Origin of the sequence: Microvirga solisilvae (assembly GCF_022808595.1) — a bacterium.
Classification (GTDB): domain Bacteria; phylum Pseudomonadota; class Alphaproteobacteria; order Rhizobiales; family Beijerinckiaceae; genus Microvirga; species Microvirga solisilvae.
Window position 1 is genome coordinate 25,550 of the sequence record NZ_JAKUCN010000002.1, and the last position, 13,958, is coordinate 39,507.

The following is a 13,958-nucleotide window of genomic DNA, read 5'->3' on the forward strand; positions in this document are numbered from 1 at the left end:
TTTGCTCATCCTGTTTCTGATGGGCGTGTTCTGAATCCAAACAAAAACCCCACCCTCCGCGAGGAGGATGGGGCGATGTTGAAAGCCTGACGTTTTGGCGATCAGGTGTTCATCGAGTCGAAGAACTCGCCGTTCGACTTGGTCTGACGCAGCTTGTCGAGCAGGAACTCGATCGCGTCCACCGTGCCCATCGGGTTGAGGATGCGGCGCAGCACGTACATCTTCTTGAGCGTATCGCTCGGCACCAGCAGCTCTTCCTTACGGGTGCCGGAGCGGGTGATGTCGATGGCCGGGAAGGTGCGCTTGTCGGCAACCTTGCGGTCAAGGATGATTTCCGAGTTACCGGTGCCCTTGAACTCTTCGAAGATCACTTCGTCCATGCGCGAGCCGGTATCGATGAGCGCCGTCGCGATGATGGTGAGCGAACCGCCCTCCTCGATGTTACGCGCCGCACCGAAGAAGCGCTTCGGGCGCTGGAGCGCGTTGGCGTCGACACCGCCGGTGAGCACCTTGCCGGAGGACGGAACCACCGTGTTGTAGGCGCGGCCCAGACGGGTGATCGAGTCGAGCAGGATGACCACGTCGCGGCCATGCTCCACGAGGCGCTTGGCCTTCTCGATCACCATCTCGGCCACCTGCACGTGGCGGGTCGCCGGCTCGTCGAAGGTGGAGGCGACGACCTCGCCCTTCACGGAGCGCTGCATGTCGGTGACTTCCTCGGGACGCTCGTCGATGAGCAGCACGATGAGGTAGCACTCGGGATGGTTGGTGGTGATCGACTGCGCCACGTTCTGCATGAGAACCGTCTTACCGGTACGCGGCGGCGCGACGATGAGCGCGCGCTGGCCCTTACCGATGGGCGAGACGATGTCGATGATGCGCGGCGAGTAATCCTTCCTCGTCGGATCGTCGATTTCGAGCTTGAAGCGCTCTTGCGGGAAGAGCGGCGTCAGGTTGTCGAAGTGAACCTTGTGCCTGATCTTCTCAGGGTCTTCGAAATTGATCGTGTTGACCTTGAGCAGGGCGAAGTAGCGCTCGCCCTCCTTTGGGCCGCGGATCGGGCCGTCCACCGTATCGCCGGTGCGCAGGCCAAATTTGCGGATCTGGCTGGGCGACACATAGATGTCGTCCGGGCCGGGCAGGTAGTTCGAATCGGCCGAGCGGAGGAAGCCGAAGCCGTCCTGCAGCACCTCGACCACGCCCGCGCCGATGATCTCGACTTCCCGTGCGGCAAGCTGCTTGAGGATGGCGAACATGAGCTCCTGCTTGCGCATCGTGCTCGCGTTCTCGACCTCGAGCTCCTCGGCGAAGGTGATGAGTTCGGTGGCGGATTTGGATTTCAGGTCTTGAAGTTTGATTTCCCTCATCGGGGAACACTCTCGGGGTAAAAAGCGCGGATGGAAAAAGCTGCGCGGGGAGATCGGGGGAATGTTCGACAGGGCCGCTCCGTTCACCAGAGGTGACTTGAAAGAGCCCTGTGGGGCTCGTGCAGCGCAACCTGTCTTTTATGGAAGAGAACTTCTTTATAGCCGTGTTTTCGGGTTTTCTCAAGCCCCCTTCGGGGTGGATCAGGCGGAGCGCACCCAGACCCGCAAAGTCCCGATGGGCCGGAAACCATTCCTGCAGGCCGCATCGAGATCGTTTCCACGCTCATAACCGACAAGCGGCATAGAAGGGTTGTGCCTGGTTGCGCAGGCCGCGAGAGCTTGCCAAGCTAGATCCTCATAACCGGGATCGGTGAAAACATTCGAGAGACCGACAGCGCCTGCGCTTCTCGACAGAACCCCGCCGCCGATGGGAATACCCAATCGCTCGACCCTTACGAAAAGAATGGAAGGGTCTTGGAGAAGAATCGGCTTGAAGGGAAGGGAAACGATGGAGGCATCGTCACCTACCCAGGCTTTCGACCAAGCCGCCAGCTCCGCTTCAGTACGCACGATCCGAGCCGTCACCTCATTCAGTACATGACCTTTCGCGGAAGGATCGCGACAGATCCAGGTCGCCTCGAAAAACGGGGTGAAGTTCAACGCTGTCAGATCGAGTTCCGCAAAGCTGTCCTTCACGGCCCAGGCGCGTTGAGGCTGTGCCGCGATAGCATCGGAAACGAGCGGGAGAATATCGCCTGTCATTTTCTTTCCGGCGAGCGTCACCGCATCGGGATAGAAGCGCGGCGTGCCGTGCTGGTTGATCCAGAGCGCATCGCGAAACACGCCGCCCTTTCCGTTCGCGCGGCACACGGCATCGCACCATTCCGCATTGTTGCGCGCGGCCAGGGTAACCAGTTCGTCTGTCACCTAGAACGGCTTCACGATCACGAGGATCACGATGCCGATCATCAGAACCGTCGGCACCTCGTTGAGGATGCGGTAGTATTTCGCGGGCTTGGTGTTCTTGTCGGCGGCGAAGTCCTTCAGGCGGCGCACATAGACGCCGTGCAAACCGGACATAATCAGCACGAGCGCGATCTTCGCGTGCATCCAGCCGGATGTGTACCAACCACCGTCCCAGAGAAGGTAGAGGCCAAGCACCCAGGTGACGATCATCGCCGGATTGATGATCGCCTTGAGAAGCCGCCGCTCCATGATCTTGAAGGTCTCAGACTGGATCGAGCCCTTCGGCGCATCGCAATGATACACGAAGAGGCGCGGCAGATAGAGCATGCCCGCCATCCAGGCGATGACGGCGATGACGTGAAGGGCCTTCAGCCAAAGATACAGCATTCGTTCAAGCTCCCCTCACGCGAGCGATCATCTGCTCCACATGGGCGATCGGCGTTTCGGGCAGGATGCCGTGGCCGAGATTGAAGATGTGAGGACGTCCCTTCACTGCCTTCAGAATATGGTCGATCCCCTGCTCCATCGGAGCGCCGCCGGCAATCAGTGCCAGCGGATCGAGATTGCCCTGGGTCGCCACATTGTTCGGCAGTGTCGGCAGCACGATAGCGGGATCGAGGGTCCAGTCGAGGGCGAGCGCATCGCCGATCCCGGCAGAGGCGAAGCGATGAAGGTTCGCGCCGCCACCGCGCACGAAGACGATCACCTTGGCCTGGGGCCGGGCGCTCTTGAGCCCTTCGACCATCCGGCGGATCGGGTTCAGTGACAGCCGGTCGAAAAGTGCGGGCGGCAGGGCCGAACCGAAACTCTCGAAAATCTGCACGGCTTCGGCGCCCGCATCGATCTGGCGGATGAGATAGGCGGTGGAGGCCCGCACCAACCGGTCGATCAGCGCGTCCATGAAGGCCGGATCGCGATAGGCGGTGATCCGGGCAGGGGCCTGATCCGGAGTGCCCTTGCCGGCAATCATATAGCTCGCCACGGTCCAGGGAGCACCGCAGAAGCCGAGAAGGGTGGTTTCCTTCGGAAGGCTCTTGCTCAGGCGGTCGAGGGTCTCGAAGACCGGGTTGAGACGCTCCAACGGCAGTTCATCGGCAAGCCTGGAAAAGTCCTGCTCCGAGGTGACCGGATCGAGCTTGGGACCCTCGTTCTCCATGAAGCGCACGTCCTGACCCAGAGCATGGGGGATGACCAGGATATCGGAGAACAGGATCGAGGCATCGAAGCCGAAACGGCGGATCGGCTGAAGGGTCACTTCCTCGGCAAGCCTCGGCGTGTAGCAGAGATCGAGGAACGAGCCGGCCGTTTTTCGTGTTTCACGATATTCCGGCAGATAACGGCCTGCCTGGCGCATGATCCAGATCGGAAGAGGCCAAACCGGTTCGCCGTTCAGCACGCGGAGGATCGCTTTGGTGGGATGCTCGCTCACAGGGCCTCTCTTAAAAGAATATCTTTTATATAAAGAATCTGCTGTTTCTCTTGGGCCGTGAATCGCAAAGCCGCAACCCCGTCCACAACCCTTCCACACGGCCAGGGTCGTTAACTGTTCATTAACGATTGGGGCAAGCCTGCCTCAATCCTTTCCGAATTCTTAAACCTTAACAACCCGTTAACGAATTTAAACGGAAGGTTAACGTCACATCGGAACGTGATTCGTGCCGGATTCCCCCAAGCTTGGGATTTGAGACTCACACATCAGGCTGCCCTGTTGATGGCTGGTCCGGCAAATCACAGGCCTCTGCCCTGGACCTCGGGATTGAGCCGTTCTATCCACACTAATCGACTCCTTCAGGCCGTCGTGCGGGATAAGTGGAATAGGCTCTGACCTTCCCTTCACGCCGAACGATATGTCTCTCGCGTCGGGAGAACCACAATGGCGGGACGCAGCTATTTTCATCTCCATCTCGTCTCCGACTCGACGGGTGAAACCCTGATTACCGTGGCCCGCGCCGTGGTGGCCCAATATGAAGGCGTGGCCGCCATCGAGCATGTTTATCCGCTGGTACGCTCTACCTCGCAGCTCGAACGCGTGTTGAGTGAGATCGAAACCGCACCCGGCATCGTTCTCTACACCCTCGTGGACAACGATCTGACGACGCGCCTTGAAGAGGTCTGCCGCGCCACGGGCTCGCCCTATCTCTCCGTGCTCGAGCCCGTGCACCAGATGATTTCGTCTTACCTCGGCACGCATTCCACCGCGCGGCCGGGCGCGCAGCACATGCTGAACGCGGAATATTTCAAGCGCATCGACGCCATGAACTTCACGCTTCTCCACGACGACGGGCATCTGCCCGACGATTTGGACGAGGCGGACGTGATCCTCATGGGCGTGAGCCGCACATCGAAAACACCCACCGCCGTCTATCTCGCCAATCGCGGCTTGAAGACGGCGAATTTCCCGCTCGTTCCCGGCATGCCGATGCCGCCGAAACTGGAGACGGCGAAGAAGGCGCTCATCGTCGGGCTTGTCGCGACGCCGGAGCGCATTGTGCAGATCCGGCAGAACAGACTTTTGAGTCTGAATGCGGATGACGATACATCCTATGTGGATCGTGAAGCGGTGGCGGAGGAGATCGCGGCGTCGCGGCGGCTTTTCGCGCGTCATGGCTGGCCGGTGATCGACGTGACGCGCCGCTCCATCGAGGAGACGGCGGCGGCGATCATCGATCTCTACCGCGACCACCGCCTGAAATTCATCGCGGAGTAACACCGTGCCCGCGCTCTGGACCGCTTCGGAAAAACTGGTGCTTGCTTCGACGAGCGCAACCCGTCTTGCGCTTCTCGTCAGCGCGGGATTGTCGGTCGAGACACAAAATTCGAATGTCGACGAGCGTCTCGTCGAGGATGCGGCGCGAAGCGAGAAGCTCGATCCGCCCGCTCTCGCCGCACGCCTTGCCGCCGAGAAGGCGCTTGCGGTGAGCCTGCGGAATCCGCAGCGCATCGTGCTCGGCGCCGACCAGGTTCTCGCCTGCGGGGAAAAAGTGTTTCACAAGGTGGCGGATCGCGAGGCGGCCAAGCTGCAGCTGCAGGCGCTGTCAGGGAAAACACACGCGCTCCATTCCGCCGGAGCGCTCGCCATCGGTGGCAAGGTGGTGGAGAGCTTTGTCGCCATCGCCACTCTCGCCATGCGCCCGCTCAGCCCCGAAGCCATCGATCTTTATCTGGAGCTGGCGGGTCCCGGCGTGCTCCACAGCGTCGGCGTTTATCATTATGAAGGTCTCGGCGTTCACCTGTTCGACAAGGTCGAAGGCGATCATTCCACGATCCTCGGATTGCCGCTGCTACCGCTTCTCTCAGCCCTGCGCCGGCTCGGCTGTGTTTCCCTCTAGGACTTGCATGTGATGACAAAGGCCTTCGTCGTCGGCCATCCGATCAAGCATTCACGCTCGCCGCTCATTCACGGGTTTTGGCTGAAGACATACGGCATCGACGGCTCCTATGAACGTATCGAGGTGGAGCCTGTGAATTTCGGGAATTTCCTGAAAGGTTTTCACGAGCAGGGATTTGCCGGCGGCAATGTCACGATCCCGCACAAAGAGGTGGCCTTCGCAGGCGTCATGCGCAGGACGGAGCGCGCGGAACGCCTGAAGGCGGTCAACACGCTCTGGGTGAAAGACGGCGTGCTGTGGGGCGACAACACGGATGTGCTCGGCTTCATGGCCAATCTCGACCAGAACCTGGGGATCGCTTGGGAACAGCATGTGGAAACCGTGCTCGTTCTCGGTGCGGGTGGTGCCGCGCGCGGCATCGTGGCGGGCTTGCAGGAGCGCTCGTTCAAGCGCATCGTTATCGCCAACCGCACCATATCGAAGGCGCAAGAGATTGTGCGCGATCTCGAACGCTACAGCACCGTGAAACTCGAGGCTGTCGCCTGGGATAATATCGGCAGCGTACTTCCCGACGCGCAGCTCATCGTCAACACCACCTCGCTCGGCATGGCCGGACAGCCGCCGCTTCTTCTCGATCTCGATCGAGCACCCGACAACGCCGTCGTCACCGACATCGTCTATGTCCCGCTGAAAACACCCCTGCTCGCTGCTGCCGAAGCACGAGGCTTGAGAATTGTCGATGGTCTAGGGATGCTGCTGCACCAGGCCGTGCCCGGTTTCGAGCGCTGGTTCGGTGTGAGGCCTGAAGTGACGCCGGAACTGCGTGCGTTGATCGTCGCCGATATCGAGGGCGGAAAATGACCTTCGTGCTCGGGCTCACCGGCTCCATCGGCATGGGAAAATCGGCCACCGCCGATCTTTTCCGCAAGCTCGGCGTGCCGGTGCACGATGCGGATGCCGCCGTCCACGCGCTCTATCGCGGACGCGCCGCGCCGCTGATCGAGAAGGCGTTTCCCGGCACGGTCGTCGATGGCGTCGTGGATCGCCGCAAACTGGGCCAAGCCGTACTTAACGATGCGGAGAAACTGAAACAGTTGGAGAGCATCGTGCATCCGCTGGTGCGCGAGGAAGAGGAAAACTTTCTGGAGCGGATATCGGCCACATCTCCCATCGCGGTGCTCGACATTCCGCTTCTCTTTGAGACGAAGGGCGAGACGCGCTGCGATGCGGTTCTCGTCGTCACCGCGCCGGAGGATGTGCAGCGCGCGCGCGTGATGGCGCGGCCCGGCATGAATGAAGAGACTTTTCAGGCGATCCTGCGTAAACAGATGCCGGATTCGCAAAAGCGCGCCCGCGCGCATTTTCTTGTCGATACGAGTCGCGGCTTTGCTTCCGCCGAGGCCCAGGTGCGTTCTATCCTGGCCTGCCTCGCGGGGCGGCCGGGCCGTCGTGAATTGCTGAAGAGAGTTTGACGATGCTGCGAGAGATCGTTCTCGATACCGAAACCACCGGCACCGATCACGCCAAGGGCGACCGGATCGTCGAAATCGGCTGCGTCGAGCTGCTCAATCACATCCCGACGGGCAAGACCTACCACGTCTATATCAACCCGGAATTTCCGGTTCATCCCGGCGCCTTCGCGGTGCACGGATTGAGCAATGAATTCTTGGCCGATAAGCCGGTCTTTGCCGCCATCGCCGACGAGTTTTTCGACTTCATCCGCGATGGACGTCTCGTCATCCACAATGCGCCGTTCGATATCGGTTTCATCAACGCGGAATTCGCACGCACCGGCCATCCGCAGATCAATCTCGCGGATGCGGTCGACACGCTCATCATGGCGCGCCGCAAGCATCCGGGTGCCGCGAACAATCTCGATGCGCTCTGCTCGCGCTACGGCATCGACAATTCCAAGCGCACCAAGCACGGCGCGTTGCTCGATTCCGAAATTCTCGCCGAAGTCTATATCGAGCTGATCGGCGGCCGGCAGGTGGGCTTCGATCTCTCTGCCCAGCCGAACAAAGCCGGCGGCGCCGCGTTGCGGTCCGATGCGAATGCGCCGCGCGAAGCAAAGCCCCGTCCCATGATCTCGCGCCTGACGGATGCGGAACGCGCCGCCCATGCGGCCTTCATCGAGCAGCTTGGGGCCAACTCACTCTGGCGCGAATATCTCGGCGAGGCATCGCCGGAAAAGTCGTCTTAAAAAGTCGTCCCGAACACAAACGAAACTCAGTCCTCATCCTGAGGAGCCGCAAAGCGGCGTCTCGAAGGAGGTTCGAGAGAACACTGGAGACGCCTCGCCCTTCGAGACGCTACGCTCCTCAGGGTGAGGCTGTATTGTAGGCAGTAAAAAGCGGAGCAGTTGCCTGCTCCGCTCTGAAAGCTGAAAGACCGAACTGTCTTACGACAGGGTCTGGCCGCCCTGCTGGCCCTGCATTTCGGCCGCGCGCTGGCGGTAGAGAGCCACGAAATCGATCGGATCGATGTAAAGGGGCGGGAAGCCGCCGTTGCGCACCGCTTCCGCCACGATCTGACGGGCGAAGGGGAAGAGCAGGCGCGGGCACTCGATCATCACCACCGGATGCAGCTGCTCCTGCGGCACGTTCTGCACGCGGAACACGCCGGCATAGGTGAGCTCGAAGGCGAACAGCACGTCGCTGCCGACCTTGGCATTGCCTTCGAGGGTGAGGTCCACCTCGAAATCGGCGTCCGCCAGCTGCTTGGCGTTCACGTTGACCTGCAGTTCGATCTGCGGGCCCTGTGCCTGCTGCTGCAGAGAGCGGGGGGCGTTGGGATTCTCGAACGAGAAGTCCTTGCAGTACTGCGCAAGGGCGTTCAGCGCGGGCATGCCGCCGGGCGCTCCGTTGTTTGCCGGGTTGTCGGCCATGGTTTCATGCTCCGAAGAGGGGTAAATCGGTCGACCCGGACGGGGGCGCCTCATCGTGATGAAGCGCCTGAGCGGCAACGGGCCATGGGCTCCCGCGCTATCATGTTTCCGGCTCGGGAGGCAAGATTGGCAAGCCTCCTTCGCTTGTCGCGGGGAAAGGTGGATGTTACGACCCTTGAACCCCATATGCAAAGAATGACGTTTTCTCACCTCGGGGCAACGCTTGGCGCCAGCCAGGCTCGGGCAGGCTCATAACGGATCGACGATGCAGGATTCCTTCGACATCACGACCCTCATTTTTATCGTACTCGCCATCTTCGTGATCTGGCGTCTTCGTTCGGTGCTGGGACAGAAAACCGGCAGCGAACAGCCGCCCTTCGATCCCCTCTCGCGCCGTGACGCGCCCCTGCGGCCAGGCAATCCTAATCCTGAGCCCGATCACAATGTAGTGCGCCTTCCCGGCGCCAACGGCACCCGTCCTGCTGCGGCCGAGGTCCAGACGGCCGAGCGCTGGAAGGGCTTTGCCGAACCTGGCACGCCCATGGCCACCGCCCTTGACGGCATTGCCCGTGCGGAGCCGAATTTCAACGCCGGAGAATTTGTGGAAGGCGCCAAGGCCGCATACGAGATGATCGTCAGCGCCTTCGCCATGGGCGACCGCAAGACCCTGAAGGATCTTCTCTCCCGCGAGGTCTATGAGGGCTTCGAGCGCGCCATCAGCGAACGCGAAAGCCGAGGCGAGCGCGTCGAGACCACCTTCGTCTCCATCGACAAGGCCGAGATGGCCAGGGCCGAGGTCGTCGGCAAGACCGGACAGATCGTGGTGCGTTTCGTGTCGCAGCTCATCACCGTCACCCGCGATGCCTCCGGCACGGTGGTCGATGGCAGCCCGGATCAGGTGGCCGAGGTCACCGATGTATGGACCTTCGCCCGCCAGCTCGGCAGCCGCGATCCCAACTGGCAGCTCGTCGCCACCGAAGCGGGGCAATGAGGCATGCGGCGCGAGCTTTTCTCGCCTGTCTCTTTCCCTGGCTTGTGACCATGACCGAGGCGGAGGCCGCATCCCGTCTGGCCGCCCAGGCGCGACTTGAGGCTGTGTCCTTCAAGGATCTGTCGGCTTGGGCTGAAGACGATCACGCCGCCGCGTTCAAGGCCTTCCTGCGCTCCTGCCGTTCCCTCGATTCCAGTGCAGCAGCCCTGCGGCCGGCCCAAGCGGCCCAAGGCGATCTGCTGGCCGTCTGCCGCGCGGCGCTTCAACAAGAAAACCTGTCCCGCACGGAGGCGCGGCGTTTCTTCGAGGCGCATTTCCAGCCCTTCGCCGTCATTCCCCATTCCGGCAACGGCTTTCTCACCGGCTATTACGAACCTGAGTTTCGGGGATCACGCACACCGGACGCCACCTACAAGGTGCCGCTCCTTGCGAGGCCCGACGATCTCGTGACGATCGAGCAGGGAAAGACACTTCCCGGTATCGACAAGAATTTGCAGGCCGCGCGTCGCGGCGCGAAGGGCTATGAGCCCTATCCCGAGCGCGCCGCCATTGAGGATGGTGCGCTGGGATCGCTCGCGAACCCGGTCGTGTATGTGCGCGAGCCGGCAGAGGCCTTCATCATCCATGTGCAGGGCTCCTCGCGCATCCGTCTCACCGACGGTTCGGTGATGCGCGTGGCCTATGCGGGCCGCAACGGACGTCCCTACACCTCCATCGGTCGCGTGCTGGTGCAGCGGGGCGAGATGGATCTCGAATCCATGACGCTGGAAAAGCTCATGGATTGGCTCAAGAACAATCCCGGCCCGGCCAAGGAGCTGATGCGGCTGAACCAGTCCTACATCTTCTTCCGCGAGGCGAATGAACTCGCGCCCGAGGACGGACCTATCGGCGGCGCGGGCTTTCCGCTCGTTCCGGGAAGGAGTCTCGCCGTCGATCGCGGGCTCTGGGCCTATGGCCTGCCTTTCTGGCTGGAAGGCGAATTGCCTTTCACCCTCGACAGGTCCGAGCCTCTGCGCCGCCTCATGATCGCTCAGGATACGGGTTCGGCCATCGTCGGCCCCGCGCGCGGCGATTTCTTTTTCGGCAGCGGTGAGGAGGCGGGCACCCGCGCAGGCCTGCTGCGTCACACCACGCGTTTCGTGGTGCTCATGCCCAAAGCCCGCAAATGACCAAGCGTCGTGGCCGGAACTTAAGTCCCGAGGAGCGGCGGCTCTGGTCGCATGTGGCCCGGCACGTGAAACCGATGAAGGGCAAGGCGCATCCGCCCGAGCCGGAGTCTGAGGAGCGGCCCGCGACGGCCCCTGCCCCGCAGATCGCGCTTTCTCCACCGCCCCCTTTGCCCCCGCCGCAGAAGAAACCTTCGCTGCCGCCGCTGGCCCCTGTGGAGCGCAAGACGCTCCAGGCCCTGCGCCGGGGCCGCAAGGATGTGGACAGCGTCATCGACCTTCACGGCATGCGCCAGGAGGAGGCGCATTTCGCCCTGATCGGTTTCCTGCACCGGGCGCAGAATTCCGGCTACAGTGTCGTGCTCGTCATCACCGGCAAGGGCGGAGCGCCCGTCAATACCGGGCTTTTCGACGAGCGCGGGGTGCTGCGGCGCATGGTGCCACATTGGCTTCGGCTGCCGGACCTGCGATCTCTTGTGGTCGGCTTCGAGGAGGCCTCTCCCCAACATGGCGGTTCCGGTGCACTCTATGTCAGGCTCCGCCGCAGGCGGGGCGCGGGATAAAGGCATGACTCCCTTCGGTGAACGGGTGCGGCAGCTGCGCCGCGAACGCGGCCTGATGTTGAAGGACATGGCCGCCCATCTGGGCGTGTCGAGCGCCTATCTGTCGGCGCTGGAACGCGGCGAGCGCGGCAAGCCCACCTGGGCGCTGATCCAGGGCGTGCTGCAATATTTCCATATTATCTGGGACGAGGCCGACGAGCTGACGCGCCTGGCCGATCTCTCCGATCCCAAGGTGAAGATCGACACCGCCGGCATGGATTCCAAGGCGACGCTTCTCGCCAATCGCCTCGCCCGCGAGATCCGCCATCTCTCGGACGGCGAGCTCGAAGACATGATCGCTATCCTCGACCGCGCTCAAGGCCGCGAACGACGGGCCCTCGTGCCGATTCAGGCGGTGCAGGACGCGGTTTGAGATCCCTGGGCTTGACCGTCGGGGCGGTGGATGCGAAAGCGCCCCGTCATTTCCCAAACAACCCGGTTATCCATGTCCCAGACCCGTATCGACGTGCTCACGCTCGGCAACGCCATCGTTGACGTGCTCGCCCATACCGACGAGGCCTTCCTCATCCAGAAGAAGGTCCACAAGGGCGCCATGCAGCTCATCGATGAAGAGCGCGCCGAGGAGCTCTACCGGGACATGGGCCCTGCCATCATCGTGTCCGGTGGCTCTGGCGCCAACACGGCGGCGGGCGTGGCCTCGCTCGGCGTGAAGGCCGGCTTCATCGGCAAGGTGAAGAACGACGAGACCGGCAAGCTTTTCGCGCACGATCTCAAGGCCATCGATGTGCATTACGACGTGACGCCGGCGCAGGAAGGTCCCGCCACCGCGCGCAGCTTCATCCTGGTGACGCCCGATGGCGAGCGCACCATGAATACCTATCTCGGCGCGTGCCAGAACCTCACGCCTGACGACGTCAATCCCGATACGGTGCGCGCTTCCAGCATCGTCTATCTCGAAGGCTATCTATGGGATCCGCCGGCGGCGAAGGAAGCGTTCCGCAAGGCCGTGAAGATCGCGCACGAGGCCGGCAACAAGGTGGCTCTTACCCTTTCCGACGCCTTCTGCGTCGATCGCTATCGCGACGAGTTCCTCGGCCTCATGCGCGACGGCAGCCTCGATATTCTCTTCGCCAACATCCATGAGCTGCAGAGCCTCTACGGCACGTCCTCGGCCGAGAGTGCGCTTGCCGCGTTGCGTGAGGAGAAAGTGCTCGGCGTCATTACCCGCTCGGCAGAAGGCGCGCTGGTTGTGAGCCGTGGCGAGACGCTTGCCGTTCCCGCCTTCCCGGTCGAGCGCGTGGTCGACACCACGGGCGCCGGCGATCTCTTCGCATCCGGCTTCCTCGCCGGACTCGTTCGTAATCTCAGCCTGACCGACTGCGCCAGCCTCGGCGGCCTCGCGGCAGCAGAAATCATCAGCCATCTCGGCGCGCGTCCGCAGACGAGCCTGCGCGAACTCGCTCAGCAGGAAGGGCTGCTCGGCTGAACGTGATCGTTCCCCATCATGCCCGGGCTCGTCCCGGGCATTTTCGTATCTACCCGCCCGTCTGCCCGAACCAGAGCCCGAACAGGGCCGCGAGCGAGACGAGGGCCAGGAAGCCGTTGAAGATCACCAGAAGATAAGGCGGAAGGTGCTCCACGTCCGGATGCGGCGGCTGAGCGCCCGTGAATAGTTGGCGCCACACGGCTGCTGCGAAACAGAAGGCGCTGAACAGCACCAGCACGGAACCGGTGGAGACGATCATCCATTCCGGCACCACGCCTTCCAAGAGCTTCTTCGCGCCGATACCGGAGGCGAGCGCGGCAAGGCCCGTGCGCACCCAGGCTGCATAGGTGCGCTCAGCGGCAAAGACGGTGCGGTTGGCGGCGAGTTCGGTGCGCCTGTCGGCGCTGTCCTTCATCTGGACGCTGGCAACGGCGGTGGTTTTTGCAGCAGCCTGTGTCTGCTCAGCGGCCTCTTGCGTGTTCTCCGCCGCTTCCTGCGTCTGAACAGCCGCTTCCTTGGCATGCTCGGCGCTGCGCTTGAGCTTTTCCTCGACCGGGGGCGTGGCCATGCGTTCTCCTTCTCACGAAGGCACAACGCTCAAGATTAAGGAAGGTTGGAATTCATGACCTACGAAACCTTGCTTCAAGGTAACATGACATCATGCTAGCCATACCGTTGTGATGGTGTGGCATAGCGATGAGTGAAAATCCTTTTTCGTCTTGGTTTCCGGAAGATATTCCCCTGGGCGCTGTCGCGCTTGAAGAGGGAAAAGCTTCTCCGCCGATCATCTGCGATTGCTGCGGAAGGCAGACGATCCGTGTCAGCGGATTTCTCTCCAGAGAGGATTATGCTTGTGCCGTCTACTTCGCGAGCTGGACAGAGGGCCATGTCGCCGAAGACGGCCTGAGAATTATCCTGAGCGTTGGAGGATGGGGCGGTTCTGACCATCCGCGCGTGAGGATCGCAATCCTTTGCTGGATCGAGGACGAGTCAATCAGCATGATGGCACTCGATCCATTCGATGAGAACGGCAACCCTTTGCGATGGAATGACGACGAGCCTTTCTTCGGTCCGTTCGTAAGGCGTGAAAGAGCATTAGGACATCCGGACATGCCGGAAATTTTTCATTTGGCAGAGCATGTCGTTGAAGACGATCAGCGCGTGAGAGCAGCCTTGTACGGCTATCAGAAGCACTAAGGCTCC

At 61.9% G+C, this 13,958-nt stretch carries 17 protein-coding genes; 11 read left to right on the top strand and 6 right to left on the bottom strand.

What is annotated here, in order from left to right; genetic code table 11:
• Positions 1–101: 101 nt before the first annotated feature.
• The 4 genes from rho to hemE form a co-directional block, all read right to left on the bottom strand.
• Positions 102–1,367 (bottom strand): transcription termination factor Rho, encoded by a 1,266-nt coding sequence (rho, locus tag MJ639_RS04625; RefSeq protein ID WP_243369054.1) that lies wholly within the window; start codon positions 1,365–1,367, stop codon positions 102–104.
• Positions 1,368–1,568: 201 nt separating this feature from the next.
• A complete protein-coding gene (locus MJ639_RS04630) occupies positions 1,569–2,294 on the bottom strand; it encodes a hypothetical protein (protein ID WP_243369055.1) in 726 nt (241 codons plus the stop codon).
• Positions 2,295–2,717, bottom strand: a complete 423-nt coding sequence (gene hemJ, locus MJ639_RS04635) for a protoporphyrinogen oxidase HemJ (protein WP_243369717.1) — start codon at positions 2,715–2,717, stop codon at positions 2,295–2,297.
• Positions 2,718–2,724: 7 nt separating this feature from the next.
• Positions 2,725–3,762 (bottom strand): uroporphyrinogen decarboxylase, encoded by a 1,038-nt coding sequence (gene hemE / locus MJ639_RS04640; protein ID WP_243369056.1) that lies wholly within the window; start codon positions 3,760–3,762, stop codon positions 2,725–2,727.
• 444 nt (positions 3,763–4,206) lie between these two features.
• Here hemE and MJ639_RS04645 point away from each other — a divergent pair, with 444 nt between their 5' ends.
• Genes MJ639_RS04645 through dnaQ form a run of 5 tightly spaced genes read left to right on the top strand, consistent with a single transcriptional unit; the run spans position 4,207 to position 7,865 of the window.
• Complete coding sequence (locus MJ639_RS04645) at positions 4,207–5,040, top strand: pyruvate, water dikinase regulatory protein (RefSeq protein WP_243369057.1); 834 nt, start codon at positions 4,207–4,209, stop codon at positions 5,038–5,040.
• 4 nt (positions 5,041–5,044) lie between these two features.
• Positions 5,045–5,662 carry a Maf family protein gene (locus MJ639_RS04650; protein ID WP_243369058.1) on the top strand — a complete coding sequence of 206 codons (618 nt, stop codon included), beginning with the start codon at positions 5,045–5,047 and terminating at the stop codon, positions 5,660–5,662.
• A 12-nt stretch (positions 5,663–5,674) separates the two neighbouring features.
• Positions 5,675–6,523 (top strand): shikimate dehydrogenase, encoded by an 849-nt coding sequence (locus tag MJ639_RS04655; protein ID WP_243369060.1) that lies wholly within the window; start codon positions 5,675–5,677, stop codon positions 6,521–6,523.
• Positions 6,520–7,134: a dephospho-CoA kinase gene (coaE, locus tag MJ639_RS04660; RefSeq protein WP_243369062.1), complete on the top strand. Its 615-nt coding sequence runs from the start codon at positions 6,520–6,522 to the stop codon at positions 7,132–7,134. The genes MJ639_RS04655 and coaE overlap by 4 nt, the downstream gene beginning before the upstream one ends.
• Positions 7,135–7,136: 2 nt before the next feature.
• Complete coding sequence (gene dnaQ, locus MJ639_RS04665) at positions 7,137–7,865, top strand: DNA polymerase III subunit epsilon (protein WP_243369064.1); 729 nt, start codon at positions 7,137–7,139, stop codon at positions 7,863–7,865.
• Positions 7,866–8,063: 198 nt separating this feature from the next.
• On the opposite strand, the gene secB is transcribed toward dnaQ, so the two are convergent.
• Positions 8,064–8,549 carry a protein-export chaperone SecB gene (gene secB / locus MJ639_RS04670; RefSeq protein WP_243369066.1) on the bottom strand — a complete coding sequence of 162 codons (486 nt, stop codon included), beginning with the start codon at positions 8,547–8,549 and terminating at the stop codon, positions 8,064–8,066.
• 265 nt (positions 8,550–8,814) lie between these two features.
• Between secB and MJ639_RS04675 the strand changes: the two genes are divergently transcribed.
• The 5 genes from MJ639_RS04675 (at position 8,815) to MJ639_RS04695 (ending at position 12,755) form a co-directional block, all read left to right on the top strand.
• Entirely contained in the window at positions 8,815–9,540 is a 726-nt protein-coding gene (locus MJ639_RS04675; RefSeq protein ID WP_243369068.1) for a Tim44/TimA family putative adaptor protein, read from the top strand.
• 50 nt (positions 9,541–9,590) lie between these two features.
• On the top strand, positions 9,591–10,709 hold the full coding sequence (gene mltA / locus MJ639_RS04680) for a murein transglycosylase A (protein WP_243369070.1): 1,119 nt from the start codon (positions 9,591–9,593) through the stop codon (positions 10,707–10,709).
• On the top strand, positions 10,706–11,269 hold the full coding sequence (locus MJ639_RS04685) for a Smr/MutS family protein (RefSeq protein ID WP_243369072.1): 564 nt from the start codon (positions 10,706–10,708) through the stop codon (positions 11,267–11,269). Before mltA ends, MJ639_RS04685 begins: the two co-directional genes overlap by 4 nt.
• A gap of 4 nt (positions 11,270–11,273) precedes the next feature.
• A complete protein-coding gene (locus MJ639_RS04690; protein WP_243369074.1) occupies positions 11,274–11,681 on the top strand; it encodes a helix-turn-helix domain-containing protein in 408 nt (135 codons plus the stop codon).
• Between the two features lie 72 nt (positions 11,682–11,753).
• Positions 11,754–12,755 carry an adenosine kinase gene (locus MJ639_RS04695; protein ID WP_243369076.1) on the top strand — a complete coding sequence of 334 codons (1,002 nt, stop codon included), beginning with the start codon at positions 11,754–11,756 and terminating at the stop codon, positions 12,753–12,755.
• 49 nt (positions 12,756–12,804) lie between these two features.
• On the opposite strand, the gene MJ639_RS04700 is transcribed toward MJ639_RS04695, so the two are convergent.
• On the bottom strand, positions 12,805–13,323 hold the full coding sequence (locus tag MJ639_RS04700; RefSeq protein WP_243369077.1) for a YidH family protein: 519 nt from the start codon (positions 13,321–13,323) through the stop codon (positions 12,805–12,807).
• Positions 13,324–13,451: 128 nt separating this feature from the next.
• On the opposite strand from MJ639_RS04700, the gene MJ639_RS04705 reads away from it, so the two are divergent.
• Positions 13,452–13,952, top strand: a complete 501-nt coding sequence (locus MJ639_RS04705; RefSeq protein WP_243369078.1) for a hypothetical protein — start codon at positions 13,452–13,454, stop codon at positions 13,950–13,952.
• Positions 13,953–13,958: the final 6 nt, after the last annotated feature.

Coding starts and splice junctions, on each gene's coding strand:
- rho (WP_243369054.1), bottom strand. CDS start 1,367: ATGAGGGAAATCAAACTTCAAGACCTGAAATCCAAATCCGCCACCGAA.
- MJ639_RS04645 (WP_243369057.1), top strand. CDS start 4,207: ATGGCGGGACGCAGCTATTTTCATCTCCATCTCGTCTCCGACTCGACG.
- MJ639_RS04655 (WP_243369060.1), top strand. CDS start 5,675: ATGACAAAGGCCTTCGTCGTCGGCCATCCGATCAAGCATTCACGCTCG.
- coaE (WP_243369062.1), top strand. CDS start 6,520: ATGACCTTCGTGCTCGGGCTCACCGGCTCCATCGGCATGGGAAAATCG.
- dnaQ (WP_243369064.1), top strand. CDS start 7,137: ATGCTGCGAGAGATCGTTCTCGATACCGAAACCACCGGCACCGATCAC.
- secB (WP_243369066.1), bottom strand. CDS start 8,549: ATGGCCGACAACCCGGCAAACAACGGAGCGCCCGGCGGCATGCCCGCG.
- MJ639_RS04675 (WP_243369068.1), top strand. CDS start 8,815: ATGCAGGATTCCTTCGACATCACGACCCTCATTTTTATCGTACTCGCC.
- mltA (WP_243369070.1), top strand. CDS start 9,591: ATGACCGAGGCGGAGGCCGCATCCCGTCTGGCCGCCCAGGCGCGACTT.
- MJ639_RS04685 (WP_243369072.1), top strand. CDS start 10,706: ATGACCAAGCGTCGTGGCCGGAACTTAAGTCCCGAGGAGCGGCGGCTC.
- MJ639_RS04690 (WP_243369074.1), top strand. CDS start 11,274: ATGACTCCCTTCGGTGAACGGGTGCGGCAGCTGCGCCGCGAACGCGGC.
- MJ639_RS04695 (WP_243369076.1), top strand. CDS start 11,754: ATGTCCCAGACCCGTATCGACGTGCTCACGCTCGGCAACGCCATCGTT.
- MJ639_RS04700 (WP_243369077.1), bottom strand. CDS start 13,323: ATGGCCACGCCCCCGGTCGAGGAAAAGCTCAAGCGCAGCGCCGAGCAT.
- MJ639_RS04705 (WP_243369078.1), top strand. CDS start 13,452: ATGAGTGAAAATCCTTTTTCGTCTTGGTTTCCGGAAGATATTCCCCTG.